Below are 14065 nucleotides of genomic sequence, written 5' to 3' on the forward strand. Positions count from 1 at the left end.
GAGGAGCGGCAGGTGGGGGGCTGGCCTCGGACCCCGGTCAGCGGGCCAGTATGCCGAACTCGGTGCCGGTGGTGACCCGGGAGTCGGCCGGCGGGTTGACGACGCGGGTGGGCGAGGTCCCGGCGACCTTGCCGTCCTTCGTGCCGACGGACCAGACCTGCGGGACGGTCGCCGCGACCGCGAAGGTGAGCTCGGGCTGCTTGTCGTTGTTCAGGTCGGTGACCTTGAGCAGCGAGGGGATGCGGAACGTGCCGGCGGGCGTGGGCAGGCCCGGCGCGTTGTGCGCGTACCAGGCGGCGCCGATGCCGGTGACGCCCTTGGCCGTGCCCTTCAGCACGTAGAAGCCGCCGCCGCTGATGTAGCAGTGCTCGCAGGTGGCCTTCCGCTCGCCCAGGGCGCCGATGATCAGCTCGGGGTTGCCGTCCAGGTTGAGGTCGGCCGCGGCGACGGAGTGGCCGAAGCGGTCGTACTTCTCCACGGTGCCCGGGAGGCCGTCGCTGTCCTCGGTGAACGTCCGGACGCCACGGGTGTCGTCCACGCCGTTGGCGGAGCCGTAGTTGATCCGGACCACGCCCGCGGCGTAGTCGGTGTCGATCTGGACCGCGGAGTCGCCCACCGCGATGTCGCCGTAGCCGTCCTTGTCGAAGTCCGCGATGGCGACGCTGCCGCCGCCGCGGATGGTGACCGGGGTGAAGCGCAGTCCGGACGTCCCGCCGAGGAGCACCCGGCCCCGCATCGCTTCGTCGTAGTTCCTGCGCTCGCCGAGGACCACGAGGTCGTCGATGGCGCCCTTGTTGATCCGGCCCACCGCGATCCGGTTCTGCGCGTCCTCCGCCCCGAAGACGGGGTAGTCGCGGCCGAGGTCCACCGCCTGCGTCGAGAGCGGCGAGCCGTCCGCCTTGAAGGGGCCGCGGAACAGCCGGAGCGAGGTGGAGTAGCCGACGACGAGGTCGGTCCTGCCGTCACCGGTGAAGTCACCGGCCTTCAGGACGACGCCGTAGCCGGGCTTCTTCTGCGGGTCGGCCATCGTGGTGGCGCCCTTGAGGCCCGTGGCGCTGCCCCAGATCAGGGTGACCGTTTCGTCCCGCGCGCCCACGGCGAGGTCCGCGTAGCCGTCGCCGTTGAAGTCGCCGTTGGTGAGGACCGCCCCGAAGGCCCGGTTCGCCGTCGGGTCACCCGGTATGCCGGGGCTGTTCTGGGTGATGACCTTCAGGCCGGTCTTCTGGGCGCCGTACTGGCCGCCGTAGGAGACGGTCACGTAGCCCGCGGCGTACACGGGGGTGATGACCCCGTCCGTGCCCGTGACGTTCACGGCGGCGTCCGGGGCGCCGATCGCCAGGTCGTGGTAGCCGTCGCCGTTGAAGTCGTCGGCGTACCGGGTGGCCGCGGGACCGGTCGTCGCCGCCTCGGCCTCGGTGCCCGTGGCGGCCAGCAGGCCTCCGGTGAACGTGGTGAGCGTCGCGATCACTGCGACGGCGTGATGGATGTGGCGCCTCACGGCCGGTTCCCCCAAAAACTCGATCCAATGTCCGCCCCTAAGACTCCCGTTGGGCCGGAACGGTTGTACGAGATACCACACCGCGGCGCACCCGTCATGGGCCCGGGCCCGGGCCCATGACGGGCCCCGGGACAGACGAACGCCCCCGGTCCGCGCCGTGTGCGCAGACCGGGGGCGTGACCGCTCGTGCTACTTCTTCTTGCCCTGGGTCTGGCGGGCCCATCTTTGGCCCCTGCTCACGGGCTTGGGCACCTGCGCTGACCTGCATCCGAGCGGTCATCGTTGGTCGTTACCCGTCGACGTTTGTCACCCTCGGAGGGCCCAGCGAGGGCCCAGGTTCGGCCCTTGATCTGATTCCCGCGCCACCACCAGCCGCGTCCACCGCCTCAGGGCCGTGCCCCGGCTTGCTTGTCGCTTGTCTTGTCGCTTGTCGCTTGCCGTCCTTGTTTTCGCAGCTCATCAGCTTGCCTGCCGATTTCTCGGGCGCCTTTCCCCTTGAGGCGACAAGCGACACAGACAAGGACGGGAAGAACCGCCCTCCGGGCGGCGACCCATCGGCGCCCCGGCCGGCGAGACTCCGGGAACGTGGCGGCTACCGGGTTCGCACTCGGGCCTTCCAAAGAGGAGCGCTTCAGGGGGTGGGCTTGGGGATTGCCGTTTCCCCCACCGCGCCGCCGAGGTGGTGGAACGATGCCGGAATGAGTCGAACCCAAGGCTTCACATCGTGGTTGAAGACGCACGCGAAGGATCAGAGCGCGATCGGTGACTTGGCGCGTGATGTCGCTGCCGATCCCGACTGGCCAAGTCGGCGGCAGCTCAGCGGCCAACGGGAGTATCTGGAGGAGCGGGGCGCGATCCCGGCTGCGGTGGAGACCCTGGAACGTGCGTGGGAGCTCTACGAGGCTCGGCAGGAGGGGTAACACACAAGCAAGAGGAGCACCCCCGACGTTGGCGGGGGTGCTCCTCTTGCCTGTGCCTGCGGGAAGTTACCGCCGAACCTGGGCGCCTACTGGGTAGTGGGTAGTGGGGTCCCCAGTAGAAACGGGCTGTTGAAGGGCCCCACGGGCTCTAGTGGGGTGTCCCACTGGGTAGTGGGGCGGGCACCCCACTACCCAGTAGAAGAGCCACGTGGGAGGGGGCCTTCCAAGAGGGCGGGTGGGGGCGCCCGCACCCTTGGAAGGCCGCTCCAGTCGCAGGCAACGACGGCTCTTCAGAGAAGACGGTCGCAGCCACCTGAAGAGCCGTCGGGGCCACGGGCGACTTGCAGCTCTTAGCCGGGGGGCACCTGCCGTCCTAGAGAGTTGAGGGAAGACAGTGTCCGCAGCGTCCGCTGGACACTCTCGCTCTGCTCTGACCTGCCCGAATCGTGCGGACGCTACGAGAATTGGCTAGCGTCCGGCAGTGTCCGCAGCGTCCGCAACACCCGCCCCAGGCTAAGAGCATCAGCGCAGGTCAAAGCTGTCTCTAGCGGAAGGCCTGCGGACGCTATGCCCCCACTCGGCGCGGCCGGGGGACGAAGAGGCCACCGAGGCGCGACCGGGTGGCCTCTTCCATACGGCGGCCGGCGGGCGACGGCAGGGAGACCAAACGGTCAGAGACATCGGACGCGGTTACCGGTTACCGGTTACAGGCCGAAGACACCGCCCTTCCCCACCCTGAACAGCGCGAACCGGCGTCCACGGGGCCTGTAACCGGTAACCGGTAACCGCCCCACGGCGCCTCGGAAGGAGGCTGGGCGTCACGGGCGTCACGGCAGCCGTGACGCCCAAGTCACGCAGGTCCAGGCACCGAGGCCAGCCAGGCCGTCACGCGCAACGAGGCGTAACGCCGGGGCGTCACACCCATGACGCCCCGCCAGTCGCCCACACGGCCATGCCCAAGTGAGCGGCGAGCGCGAGCGCAGCGAGCTGCCAGGGGTCGGCGGCCGAAGGCCGCTCCTTCTAGCTCCTTCTCCGACTCGCAGAGCCCCGGAAACAGGTGCTAGGTCTAGCAACAGGGGTCGCTAGGTCTAGCACCAGTCCTAGCAACTTGAAGGGCATCTGACCTGGGAACTAGCGACTAGTGCCTTAACAGGCAACGTTTGCCCTGTTGTGATGTGACGCGCCGTCCCGGTGCTGTGCCGGGCGACGCGTGGCCGTCACCCTGTCCGGGTGGCAGAACGAGTACGTGTACGCGAGATCGACGATGACGAAGGCAGACGGCTGCTTCGGATCATCCGCCGGGGAACCGGGTCGGTAGTGACCTGGCGGCGGGCCCAGATGGTCCTGCTGTCCGCCCAGGGCATGCCGGTGGCGAAGATTGCCGGGGTGACGTTCACCAGCGCGGACCGGGTCCGGGATGTGATCCACAACTTCAACGCCGACAGCTTCGTCTCCCTGTATCCGAAGTACAAGGGCGGCCGGCCCAGGACGTTCACCCTGCCCGAGCGGCGCGAGATCAAGAAGATCGCGAAGTCCAAGCCGACCGAACACGACCTGCCCTTTTCGACCTGGAGCCTGACCAAGCTGGCGGACTTTCTGGTCGCCGAGGGGGTGGTCGACGACATCAGCCACGAGGGCCTGCGCATCCTGCTCCGCGAGGAAGGCGTCTCCTTTCAACGCCTGAAGACCTGGAAGACCTCCCGCGACCCCGACTACGCGGCCAAGAAGGCCCGCGTCGAACACCTCTACGCGATCGCCGACGGCGAGGTCATACCCGAGGAGGGCGAGCCCGAAGTCGTCTTATGTATGGACGAGTTCGGGCCGCTCAACCTGATGCCCCACCCGGGCCGGCAGTGGGCCGAACGCTCCGGCAAACACAAGGACCCCGACCGCGAACCCCGCCGCAGGCGGCGGGCGACCTACAACCGCTACGGCGGAGTACGGCACCTGTTCGCCGCCCTGGACCTGGCCAAGGACAAGCTCTACGGCCACATCAAGCCGGTCAAGAAGCGCACCCAGTTCCTGGAGTTCTGCCGCTACCTGCGAACCCTCTACCCGCCCGAGGTCCGTATCGCGATCGTCTGTGACACCTTCTCCCCGCACCTGACCACGAAGAGGTGCCAGCGGGTCGGCACCTGGGCCGCGGCGAACAACGTCGAGATCGCCTACACCCCTACAAACAGCTCCTGGCTCAACCGCATAGAAGCCCAGTTCACCGCCCTGCGCTACTTCACCCTCGATGGCACCGACCACGCCTGCCACAAGGAGCAGGGCAGCATGATCCGCCGCTACATCATCTGGCGAAATCGCCACGCCGACGACCGGCGCCTACGCTCCGTCGTCGACAGCGCCAACGTCGCCTAATGGCACGGCAGTAGCTACACCTTGGACGGGATATGGACAGCCGCCATTACGGCACGTTCCACCCGAGCACGACGGGCAGCTTGTGCTCGTAACCCAGCGTGTTGATCGTCCCCGGATGCGGGTGCCCGAACTGCCGCGCGGCCGACGCGTCGAGCCCGAGCCAGCGCGCGGTGAGTATGCGTGACAGGTGGCCGTGCGCAACGACGGCCACGTCGCCCTTGTCCAGCAGCGGCCGGACCCGGCCGAGGAAAGCGTCGACCCGCACCGTCACGTGCCCGAGGTCTTCGCCGGCGTCGACGCCGTCGCGCCACAGCTCCCAGCCGGGCTTGAGTTCCTGGATTTGCTCGGCGGTCAGCCCCTCGTAGCGGCCGTAGTCCCACTCGATCAGGTCGGTGTCGGGCTCCGCGCCGCTCAGCCCGGCCAGTTCGGCGGTCCGCACGGCGCGAGTCAGCAGGCTGCTGTAGACGGCGGCGAACTCCCGTTCGGCCAGCCGAGGTGCGAGCGCACGCGCCGCGTCCTCCCCGGCCTCGGTCAGCGGCAGGTCGGTGCGGCCAGCATGCTGGCCGGTCCGGCTCCATGCGGTCTCGCCGTGCCTGATCAACACCAATTCGCCCATGGCTGAGGACCATATCTCACCTCGAACACAGGGCGAACGTTGCCTGATACGGCACTAGCAAGGGACAGACGAAACCCCGGCATCCGACCGGAAACCGGGGCTTCGGGGCTCGCGCAGCGCGCTAGCCGGGCAGGAACCCAGGATTCTCCTGTCCCAGCGTCCGCAGGTTGGCGAGGTAGTCCTGAGCCGCCGGTTCAGCGCTGTACCGGCGCTTCATCTCCGCCGCGAGTTCGCGACTGGTCATGATGAGCGACGGCACGGATTGCCGGTCGCCCTGGAGCGCGCGTTCACCCATGATGAGGGCTCCCTCAAGGTCACCCGCTCGGGCGGCCGTCACCCCGAGCGTGACGCGAGCCTCTGCGTTCCTCATGGGGGCTCGCTCCGTCCCGTCGAAGTCCGTCCCCGCGCGGAGCACCTCCTCAGCGAGGGTGCTCGCGAGCTTGTCCTCGCCCACCAGTCGATAGCAGTCCATCGCGTAGAAATCGAACTTGGCCGGGTCCACTACGAAGTGGTTGTCGAGGTTCTGCGGGTGCGGCATCCCTTCGAGCATGCGCCGGCCACGGTCGAGAGCTACCTCGACCTGCCGCCGGTCTCCGAGCCGCGCCCACGCCTTCGCTTCCTGCGCCGCGAGCTGGACGGCGACGCCCTGGTGCTCCGCGACCTCGGCCCCCGCCTGAGCCGCCGCGATGACGCCCCGGTAATCGCCGGTCGTGAGAGCGAACCAGGCACGCATTTCATGGGCCCACCCCGCGACCTCACCATGGTCGGACTCGGTGGCGATGGAGAGCGCGGCCCGGCGGGTCGACTCGGCCGCGTGGCGTTCGCCAGAGTCGTACTCGACACAGCCCACGAGCAGGGCGAGCCAGCCCGAAAGCGCGAGTACCTCGCGGTGCTGGGCCAGCGTGAGGCTCTTCGAGTGAAGGTCGACCACGCGCCGCAGCCAAGCACGGCCCTCAATGAGGAGCTGCGCACTGGGCATGAACGGGTACTCGGAGCACAGCCGGTCGGTCGTGATCCGGAGCGCGTCCAGCGTCGCGTTGTCGACGTCGGAGCGATTGAGCCGACTTACGATCTCCAAGGTCTCCATGCCGCTCGCCTCCATGATCTCCCGCTCCCCATCCCTCCGCGCGGGCGCCGGGAAGAGCGCGTGCGTCACGGTGCCGAAGAGAGCCGCGATGACGGGGCGGTAGAAGTCGTTCGGGGTGGCGCCTGACTCCCAGCGCTTCCACTGACGGATAAGGCTGTCGTCGGAGGGAAGCTCGCCTGGGGCATGGGCTCGAAGAGCCCTTACCGCGTCTCGTTGCGACCAGTCCCGCGCCGCGCGCTCTGCCGCCATCCGTCGTGCCCATGCAGGCCTGTCGTCGCCCATGTGCCCTCTCTCCCGAGTGCCTAACGCGAGTCTTGCCTGTCACCCCTGGGGACACGCAAGGGGACAGTCAGGGGACTTCGGGGGTGTCCCCCCTGCCTGACGAGCTGTCACTTTGCTGTCACTTACGGATCAACACCCCGACGCAGCAAGCTGGTTACAGATCAAGCACCACTAGCGCCGCATCGCGATTCCAGCTCTGCGACGCGTTCAGTCAACGCCTGAATCTGGGAGCGAATTTCCTTGATCTCATCCGACTTATCACCCTGCCCCACACTGCCCGCAGCGAAGTTTCCGAGGTTGCCAGAAGACACGATCACCCCTTCAGCCCGCAGGATGGCCAGGCCGTTCTGGATGGTCTGGCCGGCATACCCGAAGCGCTCGACCAGCTCCCTCTGCGTGGGGAGCCTCTCGCCGGGACGCATCGACGTGACCTCCACCCGCAGCGCGTCGGCGACTTGGGCGGCTTTCGACTTGGGTCCTCCCGTAGCTGTCATGCCCTGAGCGTACCCACCAGAGCGAACTAGTGCACACCACTCGACACCCCTTGACGACTAGCACGCACTAGTGCACGCTAGTTAACGAAAGGGCGCCTGAGACAGCGCCAAGAACGCAAGAAAGCCCTGGTCAACGCCAGGGCTTCAACAGGGAGCGGCCACCTACCGCCAAGCAGTCAGCCGCTCCCCGACCCTTGAAGGGGTACTTCCATGATGCCTGGAAACGAGGCGAAGACAGCATTACGGGATGAGAACAGCCCGTGTGGGAGGCGGCTGCAGCAGGGGGAAGACATCCCGCTGACGCCGGCGCAGTCCGCTCGGCTGGCTGAGCTGTACGAAGCGTTCTCCCCGAATCTGGTGCGCTTCGCCTACTCCCGCTTGCGGACGGACAGCCGGGCCATGGGCGGCGCCTGGATGCTGGCCGAGGACATCGTGCAGAACGTCTGGCTCGGGGTAGCCCGGACCGGCGCACGGGACCTGCTGCGCGAGGGAGCATTCGACACGGACGCCACCCGGAGGGTGCTGTTCTTCCGGGTGAAGCAGGAGATCTCCAGCTACTTCCACGTCTCCCGCCACAACGAGCGGATCATCGACTGGACCGATCCGGTCACCTGCAACATCTACTGCCCGCTCGTACCGAGTCAGTGCGCGCTGATGGAGCTGCCCGGCTACCTGGCGGACATGGTGGCGGGGCTGCCTGAGGCGGAGCGGCAGGCACTGCTGCTGAAGCTGGACGGGCTGCACCCCTCGCTGATGGCGGAGCACCTGGAGTGCAGCGACGCGACCGCCGCCCGCCTGGTCGAAGCCGCGGTGCTGCTGCTCAAGCTCGACAACCCCAGCCTGTGCGGCCCGGCCGCCCTGGAGGGGGATTTGGAGGAGTGGGAGCGCAAGGCCCTGGCTGAGCTGAGCGACGTCAAGCGCGCGGCTCTGCTGCGGCTGAGCACCGAGTCCCGTCAGATCCTGCTGCTGAAGGCCCAGGGCCTGACGGTGCACGAGATCGCCAAGCGTCTGGGCGTGGGGTGGGACAAGGCTGCGGGCGCCGCCCGCTGCGTGAGCGTCCTGCGCCCGCCCACGGGCAAGAAGCCCTCCACCACCCGCAAGACCGGCATACGGCGCAAGGAGTCGAAGGCGTCGCAGCTTGCCAAGTCCCTGCGCTACGACCTCACGCAGATGCAGCCCGGGGAGCGTCTGCCCCGGCGAGTCGACCTGAAGGCCCGCTACGGGGTCTCCACGTCGACCGTGGACGACGCCTGGGCGATCCTGCGGCGCGAGGGGCTGATCGAGTCCAACGGCGTCCAAGGCTACCGCGTCACGCTGGACGTCTCCCGCCTGGCGGTGGCCGCGTGAGTCTGCACGCCCGGCCGCACCTCAACTCCGCCCGCCGTCGCGCCCGTAAGGCCCAGCTTGCGGCCCGCGACGGCTGGCGGTGCGCCTACTGCTCACACCGGTTTCGCAGCCTGGACGAAGCAACGATGGACCATGTCGTCCCGGTCTCGCTCTACCGGACCTGGTCGGCGAGCGCGCTCGTGCTGGCCTGCCTGCCCTGCAACCGGGGCAAGGCCGATCGCTTCCCGCTCCTGATCGCGCTGCTGCTGATCGGGTCGGTGGACGGGGTGGACGCTTCAGCCGTTCACCCCGGCGTCCACCCGACTTCCCCCCTCGACCGGTCGACCATCCCGGCTGCGGGATCGAGGCCGGTCGAGTCGGGTGGAAGCCCGGTGGATCGGGTGGATGTTCACCGGTCCCCCGAGATGTTCACGCCGGATGTTTTGCGGCTGCTGGCGCGCCGGGCTCAGGCCCAGGAGTCGGCCGACCGCACGGCCGTCGACTCGGGTGGACGGTCGGGTGTTCACCAGGGCGTTCACCCCGTTCACGGTCATCCCCGTATGGCCGTCCACCGCAGCTCACACGGCGGACGGACCGCCGATCGACCCGCCCGCACCCGACTGTGTACCGCCCCGCACGGACCTGCCCGCACACCGCGAAGGGAGTCGGCGTGAACACTGCCGTGAACACCGTGAACGGCCACGCCAAGACCACCGATCCGCAGCCCCCGACCGGCCCGCAGAAGGCCAGTCGATCGACCCCGGCCGATGCTGCGACCGGGGAGGGGAAGAAGCCTTCGGCAGCGTCCCGGCTCGTCGCGCTGGCCCGGGAGGGGTACACGTTCGTCACCTCGACCGACGGCCGCCCCTACGCGGTCGCGATCGACGGACCGAACATCGCCCTCCCCCTGCGCGGCCGGGCCGGACTGCGCCAGCGTCTCGCCCGCAAGTACGCCGACACCTACGACGGCGACGTCGCCTCACAGTCCGCGCTGGCCGACGCCATGATGGTCCTGGAAGGAGTCGCCGAGAAGGACGACCCCGCGCCTGTGGACCTGCGGGTGGGAGGCGGCCCGAACGGCATCGTCGTGGACCTAGGCAGCGCGGACGGCCGGGCGGTGACCGTGTCGGCCGGCGGCTGGCACATCGTGGACCGCTCGCCGATCCTGTTCCGCCGCTCCGGCGCCATGGCGCCCATGCCCGCCCCGGTCCTGGACGGCGACGGCCTGGCCAAGCTCCACGCCCTGCTGAACATGGACGCGCCCACCTTCCACCAGCTCGTCGGCTGGCTCATCGCGGCCTGGATCCCCTACATCCCGCACCCGGTGATCACCTTCAAGGGCGAGCAGGGCACGGGGAAGTCGAAGACGGCGCAGATGGTCGTCAACCTCATCGACCCTTCCCCCGCCAGCAAGCGGAGCCAGCCCCGGGACGTCAAGGCGTGGTCGGCTCAGGCCTTCAACTCCTGGGCCCTGTGCCTGGACAACATCAGCACCATCCCGCCCTGGCTCTCCGACACCCTGTGCAAGGCCGTAACCGGTGACGGGATCGTGGACCGCGCCCTCTACACCGACGACGACGTGGTCGTGCTCTCCTTCCGGCGGGTCCTCGCCATGACCACCATCGACGCCGGAGCCCTGGCCGGGGACCTCGCAGAGCGGCTCCTCATGCTGGACCTGCAGCTCATCGAAGAGGACCAGCGCCGCACCGAGGAAGAACTCGACGCCGCCTTCGATGCAGTCCGACCCGCCGTCCTGGGCGCCCTGTTCGACCTCCTGGCGGCCGTCCTCGCCGTCCTGCCCGGCATCAAGTTGGACTCCATGCCCCGCATGGCCGGCTTCGCCCGCGTCCTCGCCGCCGTCGACCAGGTCCAGGAGTGGCACACCCTGGACTCCTACCTCGCCACCTCAGCCAACGTCGCCGGAGACGCACTCGAAGGGGACCCCTTCGGCACAGCCGTGGCCACCCTCGTTGAGGAGTGCGGGACCTGGAGCGGGACCGCCGCCCAACTCCTTGAACAGCTCCCGCTCCCCGGAGGGTTCCGGCCGCAGGGCTGGCCCAAGGACGCCACCCGGGCCAGCGGGCGCATCAAACGGCTCGCGCCGCTCCTGCGGTCCATCGGGGTGGCCGTGGACGACACGCAGCGTAGCCAGGACCGGCACCGCCACCGCCTACTCGTCCTCTCCCGCATCGACCCCGCCCCGCCCGCAGCGTCCACACCCCCACAAGACCCACTCTGGCCCGAAGTGGCATCACTCGGGCAAGGCCGCACCATCCCTGAGCAGCACTGACACCGCCGGATCACCCCGGACCGGGCCGCGCACCAGCGGCCCGGGCACGTCAGCCCCTGCGGACGCTAGCCCCCGCCGGCGTCCGCAGCGTCCACACGAGCGTCCACACCGCAAACCGCGCCCGACCTGCATGGATGCAGAGCCTGCGGACGCTGGGGCGCTGCGGACACTGCGATACAGCAACTCTCTAGGACCGCGACCGCATCGACCCTCAGCACCCCTGCCACGGACACGAGGAGTCACCCCGCCCATGCCCGCCAACAGCCCGGACAACGACCCCCGCGCGATCCTCCGCGCCGGACTCCCCGACCGCTACCTGACCCCCGAAGACCTCGCCCCCATGCTCGTCGTCCCCATCGAGACCATCTACGGCTGGCGCAAGAAGCGCACCGGCCCGCCCGGATTCCGCGTCGGCCGACACATCCGCTACGACCCCGCCGCCGTCCACGCCTGGATCCACGAACAGGCCACCCGCGACGCCGCCTGACGTCCCTCCACGCAGAGCTACTGCCTACTGCCTACTGCCCACCGGGCACTAGGCAGTAGAACCCCTTCAACAGCCACCCCACCGCCCCTGAACAGGCCTGTAGGCAGTAGGCAGTAGGCAGTAGGCACTAGCCGGTAGGCAGTAGGCAGTAGCTCCCCGTCACAGCGTCCGGGAGGGCGCCACAGGTAGAGCCACCCCTTTACCCCGGTAGCGGGGGCGGTAGCGGCCCCTGACCAGCCCGGTAGCACCGGTAAAGGGGCCCCGCCCCAAAACCCAGGGAGGCACCAGGGAGGCAGGGAGAACTCCCTGACCGCCTCCCTGGACCACCTCCCTCCACCTGAGCTGCGCAGACAGCCCCTCAGGGAGGCAGGGAGGCGCCCCGCCAGCCAGCCCCAGAACTCCCGCAGGGAGCCAGCCGGACACCCCCGTCCGGCCTCCCTGACACACCCAACCGAGAGGACACAGCCCCATGGCTGGCCACATCCAAGACCGCTGGTTCAAGACAGAGACCGACGACAACGGCAAGACCGTCCGCACCAAGACCGCTCGCCACGGCACCGGCATGCGCTACAGGGCGCGCTACTTCGCCCCCGACGGCAAGCAGAAGTCCAAGTCCTTCGAGGACGGGCAGAAGCGCCTCGCCGAGCAGTGGCTCAGCACCATCCGCGCCGACGTGGCGCGCGGCCAGTACATCGACCCGAGCGCGGCCCGGACGTCCTTCAAGGAGTTCGCGGAAAAGTGGCTGGCGAGCCAGAGCGGCGACCCGAACACCCGAGCGTCGATGACGTCCCAGCTCAAGCTCCACGCCTTCCCGCGCATCGGGGACCGGCCGCTGGGCTCGTTCCAGCCGAGCCACATCCGCGAGTTCGTGACGCAGCTCGAAGCCTCCGGCATGTCCGGCTCGTACGCCCGCGTCATCTTCTCCAACGTGCGCGCCGTCCTCAGCGCCGCCGTCGAAGACGGCTGCCTGCCCCGGAACCCCTGCAACTCGCGCACGGTGGCACTCCCGGAGATGGGCGCGCGCCGTGTGGTCCCCTGGCAGCCGGATCGGGTCTTCGCCATGCGGGGCGCCCTGGTCGAACGGTTCCAGCCCATGGTGGACGTGGGCGCCGGCTGCGGGTTGCGGCAGGGCGAGATCCTGGGGCTGTCCGTGGAAGAACTCGACTTCGACAACGGGACGCTTCATGTCGTCCACCAGCTCAAGCAGAGCCTGAGCGTGCCCGTGTTCGCCCCGCCAAAGGGCGGCAAGCTGCGCGACGTACCGCTGCCCGACCCCGTGGCGGACGCGCTCAAGGCGCACATGAAGCTCTTCCCACCCGTGGAGATCACGCTGCCCTGGATGCGCGCCGGCGGCCAGCCCGTCACGAAGCGCCTGATCTTCACCGGCCCGCAGGGCGGGCACCTGTGGCGCACATCGGTGAACGAAGACCACTGGAAGCCCGCACTCGCCAAGGCAGGCGTCATCCCCGCGGCTAAGAGCCGCGAGCACGCCGCCGCTCGGGAGCACGGCATGCACGCGCTAAGGCACTTTTACGCGTCCGTGCTCCTGGACGTGGGAGAGAGCATCAAGGCCGTGAGCGAGTACCTGGGTCACTCGGATCCGGGGCTCACCTTGAAGGTGTACGCGCACCTCATGCCCAGCAGCCGCGACCGCGCGCGGGAGGCTCTCGGCAGGGCTCTGCGGCCGGACGGTCCCCCACGCTGAGGGCCCACAGAGGGCCCAGGGCAAACGAATGCCCCTGATCTGCGCCGTGTGCGCAGGTCAGGGGCGTGATCGCTTTACCTACTTCTTCTTGCCCTGGTTCTTGACGGCCTCGATGGCGGCCGCGGCGGCGTCCGGGTCGAGGTAGGTGCCGCCCGGGTTGAGGGGCTTGAAGTCGGCGTCCAGCTCGTAGGAGAGCGGGATGCCGGTCGGGATGTTCAGGCCCGCGATGTCGGCGTCGGAGACCCCGTCGAGGTGCTTGACCAGCGCGCGCAGGGAGTTGCCGTGCGCGGCGACCAGGACGGTGTGGCCGTCCAGCAGGTCCGGGACGATCGAGTCGTACCAGTACGGGAGCATGCGGACGACGACGTCCTTGAGGCACTCGGTACGCGGGCGCAGCTCCGGCGGGATGGAGGCGTAGCGCGGGTCCCCGGACTGCGAGAACTCCGTACCGTCCTCGAGCGCCGGCGGCGGGGTGTCGTACGAGCGGCGCCACAGCATGAACTGCTCCTCGCCGAACTCGGCGAGGGTCTGGGCCTTGTCCTTGCCCTGGAGCGCGCCGTAGTGGCGCTCGTTCAGGCGCCAGGAGCGGTGGACGGGGATCCAGTGGCGGTCGGCGGCCTCCAGCGCGAGCTGGGAGGTGCGGATCGCGCGCTTCTGGAGGGACGTGTGAACCACGTCGGGGAGAAGTCCGGCGTCCTTCAGGAGTTCGCCACCGCGGACTGCCTCCTTCTCGCCCTTCTCGTTGAGATTGACGTCCACCCAGCCGGTGAACAGGTTCTTCGCGTTCCATTCGCTCTCGCCGTGGCGGAGGAGGATCAGCTTGTACGGTGCGTCGGCCATGCGTACGAGCCTAATGGACGCACCCCGCCCCCCGCGCGCGGTATGGACGGCGTGCGAACGGTCCCCGATTGACGGCAGCCGTCAATCCAGTGGCTCTCGAGTGACCGGGCCCGTAGGGTCCAAACGAGCAGAGGGACACTTACATCTCCGGGGGGA

12 protein-coding genes are annotated in these 14065 nt (G+C 68.9%); 7 read left to right on the forward strand and 5 right to left on the reverse strand.

The features are described from left to right. Positions 1 to 37: 37 nt before the first annotated feature. Positions 38 to 1498, reverse strand: coding sequence for an FG-GAP-like repeat-containing protein (locus AC3IYI_RS19105; protein ID WP_489411317.1), 1461 nt, complete (start codon positions 1496 to 1498; stop codon positions 38 to 40). Between the two features lie 698 nt (positions 1499 to 2196). Here AC3IYI_RS19105 and AC3IYI_RS19110 point away from each other — a divergent pair. Then, positions 2197 to 2418: a YozE family protein gene (locus AC3IYI_RS19110; protein WP_272259715.1), complete on the forward strand. Its 222-nt coding sequence runs from the start codon at positions 2197 to 2199 to the stop codon at positions 2416 to 2418. Positions 2419 to 3648: 1230 nt separating this feature from the next. Further along, positions 3649 to 4782 carry an IS630 family transposase gene (locus tag AC3IYI_RS19115; protein ID WP_489411318.1) on the forward strand — a complete coding sequence of 378 codons (1134 nt, stop codon included), beginning with the start codon at positions 3649 to 3651 and terminating at the stop codon, positions 4780 to 4782. A 46-nt stretch (positions 4783 to 4828) separates the two neighbouring features. On the opposite strand, the gene AC3IYI_RS19120 is transcribed toward AC3IYI_RS19115, so the two are convergent. From AC3IYI_RS19120 to AC3IYI_RS19130, 3 genes are all read right to left on the reverse strand, one after another. Further along, a complete protein-coding gene (locus AC3IYI_RS19120) occupies positions 4829 to 5398 on the reverse strand; it encodes a histidine phosphatase family protein (RefSeq protein ID WP_489406380.1) in 570 nt (189 codons plus the stop codon). Between the two features lie 121 nt (positions 5399 to 5519). Further along, positions 5520 to 6767 carry an NsdA family TPR-like regulatory protein gene (locus AC3IYI_RS19125; RefSeq protein WP_489411319.1) on the reverse strand — a complete coding sequence of 416 codons (1248 nt, stop codon included), beginning with the start codon at positions 6765 to 6767 and terminating at the stop codon, positions 5520 to 5522. Positions 6768 to 6928: 161 nt separating this feature from the next. Then, positions 6929 to 7261 (reverse strand): GntR family transcriptional regulator, encoded by a 333-nt coding sequence (locus AC3IYI_RS19130; RefSeq protein WP_489411320.1) that lies wholly within the window; start codon positions 7259 to 7261, stop codon positions 6929 to 6931. A 210-nt stretch (positions 7262 to 7471) separates the two neighbouring features. Between AC3IYI_RS19130 and AC3IYI_RS19135 the strand changes: the two genes are divergently transcribed. From AC3IYI_RS19135 to AC3IYI_RS19155, 5 genes are all read left to right on the forward strand, one after another. Then, on the forward strand, positions 7472 to 8608 hold the full coding sequence (locus AC3IYI_RS19135) for a GntR family transcriptional regulator (RefSeq protein WP_489411321.1): 1137 nt from the start codon (positions 7472 to 7474) through the stop codon (positions 8606 to 8608). Beyond that, a complete protein-coding gene (locus AC3IYI_RS19140; RefSeq protein WP_489411322.1) occupies positions 8605 to 9261 on the forward strand; it encodes an HNH endonuclease in 657 nt (218 codons plus the stop codon). The genes AC3IYI_RS19135 and AC3IYI_RS19140 overlap by 4 nt, the downstream gene beginning before the upstream one ends. Continuing rightward, positions 9258 to 10877, forward strand: a complete 1620-nt coding sequence (locus AC3IYI_RS19145; RefSeq protein WP_489411323.1) for an ATP-binding protein — start codon at positions 9258 to 9260, stop codon at positions 10875 to 10877. The genes AC3IYI_RS19140 and AC3IYI_RS19145 overlap by 4 nt, the downstream gene beginning before the upstream one ends. A gap of 250 nt (positions 10878 to 11127) precedes the next feature. Beyond that, positions 11128 to 11364 (forward strand): helix-turn-helix transcriptional regulator, encoded by a 237-nt coding sequence (locus AC3IYI_RS19150; RefSeq protein WP_489411324.1) that lies wholly within the window; start codon positions 11128 to 11130, stop codon positions 11362 to 11364. Between the two features lie 469 nt (positions 11365 to 11833). Next, entirely contained in the window at positions 11834 to 13069 is a 1236-nt protein-coding gene (locus AC3IYI_RS19155) for a tyrosine-type recombinase/integrase (protein WP_489411325.1), read from the forward strand. A gap of 78 nt (positions 13070 to 13147) precedes the next feature. Here AC3IYI_RS19155 and AC3IYI_RS19160 read toward each other — a convergent pair whose 3' ends face one another. Beyond that, positions 13148 to 13909, reverse strand: coding sequence for a phosphoglyceromutase (locus AC3IYI_RS19160; RefSeq protein ID WP_243339478.1), 762 nt, complete (start codon positions 13907 to 13909; stop codon positions 13148 to 13150). Between the last annotated feature and the right edge of the window lie 156 nt (positions 13910 to 14065).

It is taken from the genome of Streptomyces sp. GL_148, assembly GCF_057834205.1.

Coding starts and splice junctions, on each gene's coding strand:
- AC3IYI_RS19130 (WP_489411320.1), bottom strand. CDS start 7,261: ATGACAGCTACGGGAGGACCCAAGTCGAAAGCCGCCCAAGTCGCCGAC.
- AC3IYI_RS19150 (WP_489411324.1), top strand. CDS start 11,128: ATGCCCGCCAACAGCCCGGACAACGACCCCCGCGCGATCCTCCGCGCC.
- AC3IYI_RS19135 (WP_489411321.1), top strand. CDS start 7,472: ATGATGCCTGGAAACGAGGCGAAGACAGCATTACGGGATGAGAACAGC.
- AC3IYI_RS19110 (WP_272259715.1), top strand. CDS start 2,197: ATGAGTCGAACCCAAGGCTTCACATCGTGGTTGAAGACGCACGCGAAG.
- AC3IYI_RS19155 (WP_489411325.1), top strand. CDS start 11,834: ATGGCTGGCCACATCCAAGACCGCTGGTTCAAGACAGAGACCGACGAC.
- AC3IYI_RS19125 (WP_489411319.1), bottom strand. CDS start 6,767: ATGGGCGACGACAGGCCTGCATGGGCACGACGGATGGCGGCAGAGCGC.
- AC3IYI_RS19120 (WP_489406380.1), bottom strand. CDS start 5,398: ATGGGCGAATTGGTGTTGATCAGGCACGGCGAGACCGCATGGAGCCGG.
- AC3IYI_RS19160 (WP_243339478.1), bottom strand. CDS start 13,909: ATGGCCGACGCACCGTACAAGCTGATCCTCCTCCGCCACGGCGAGAGC.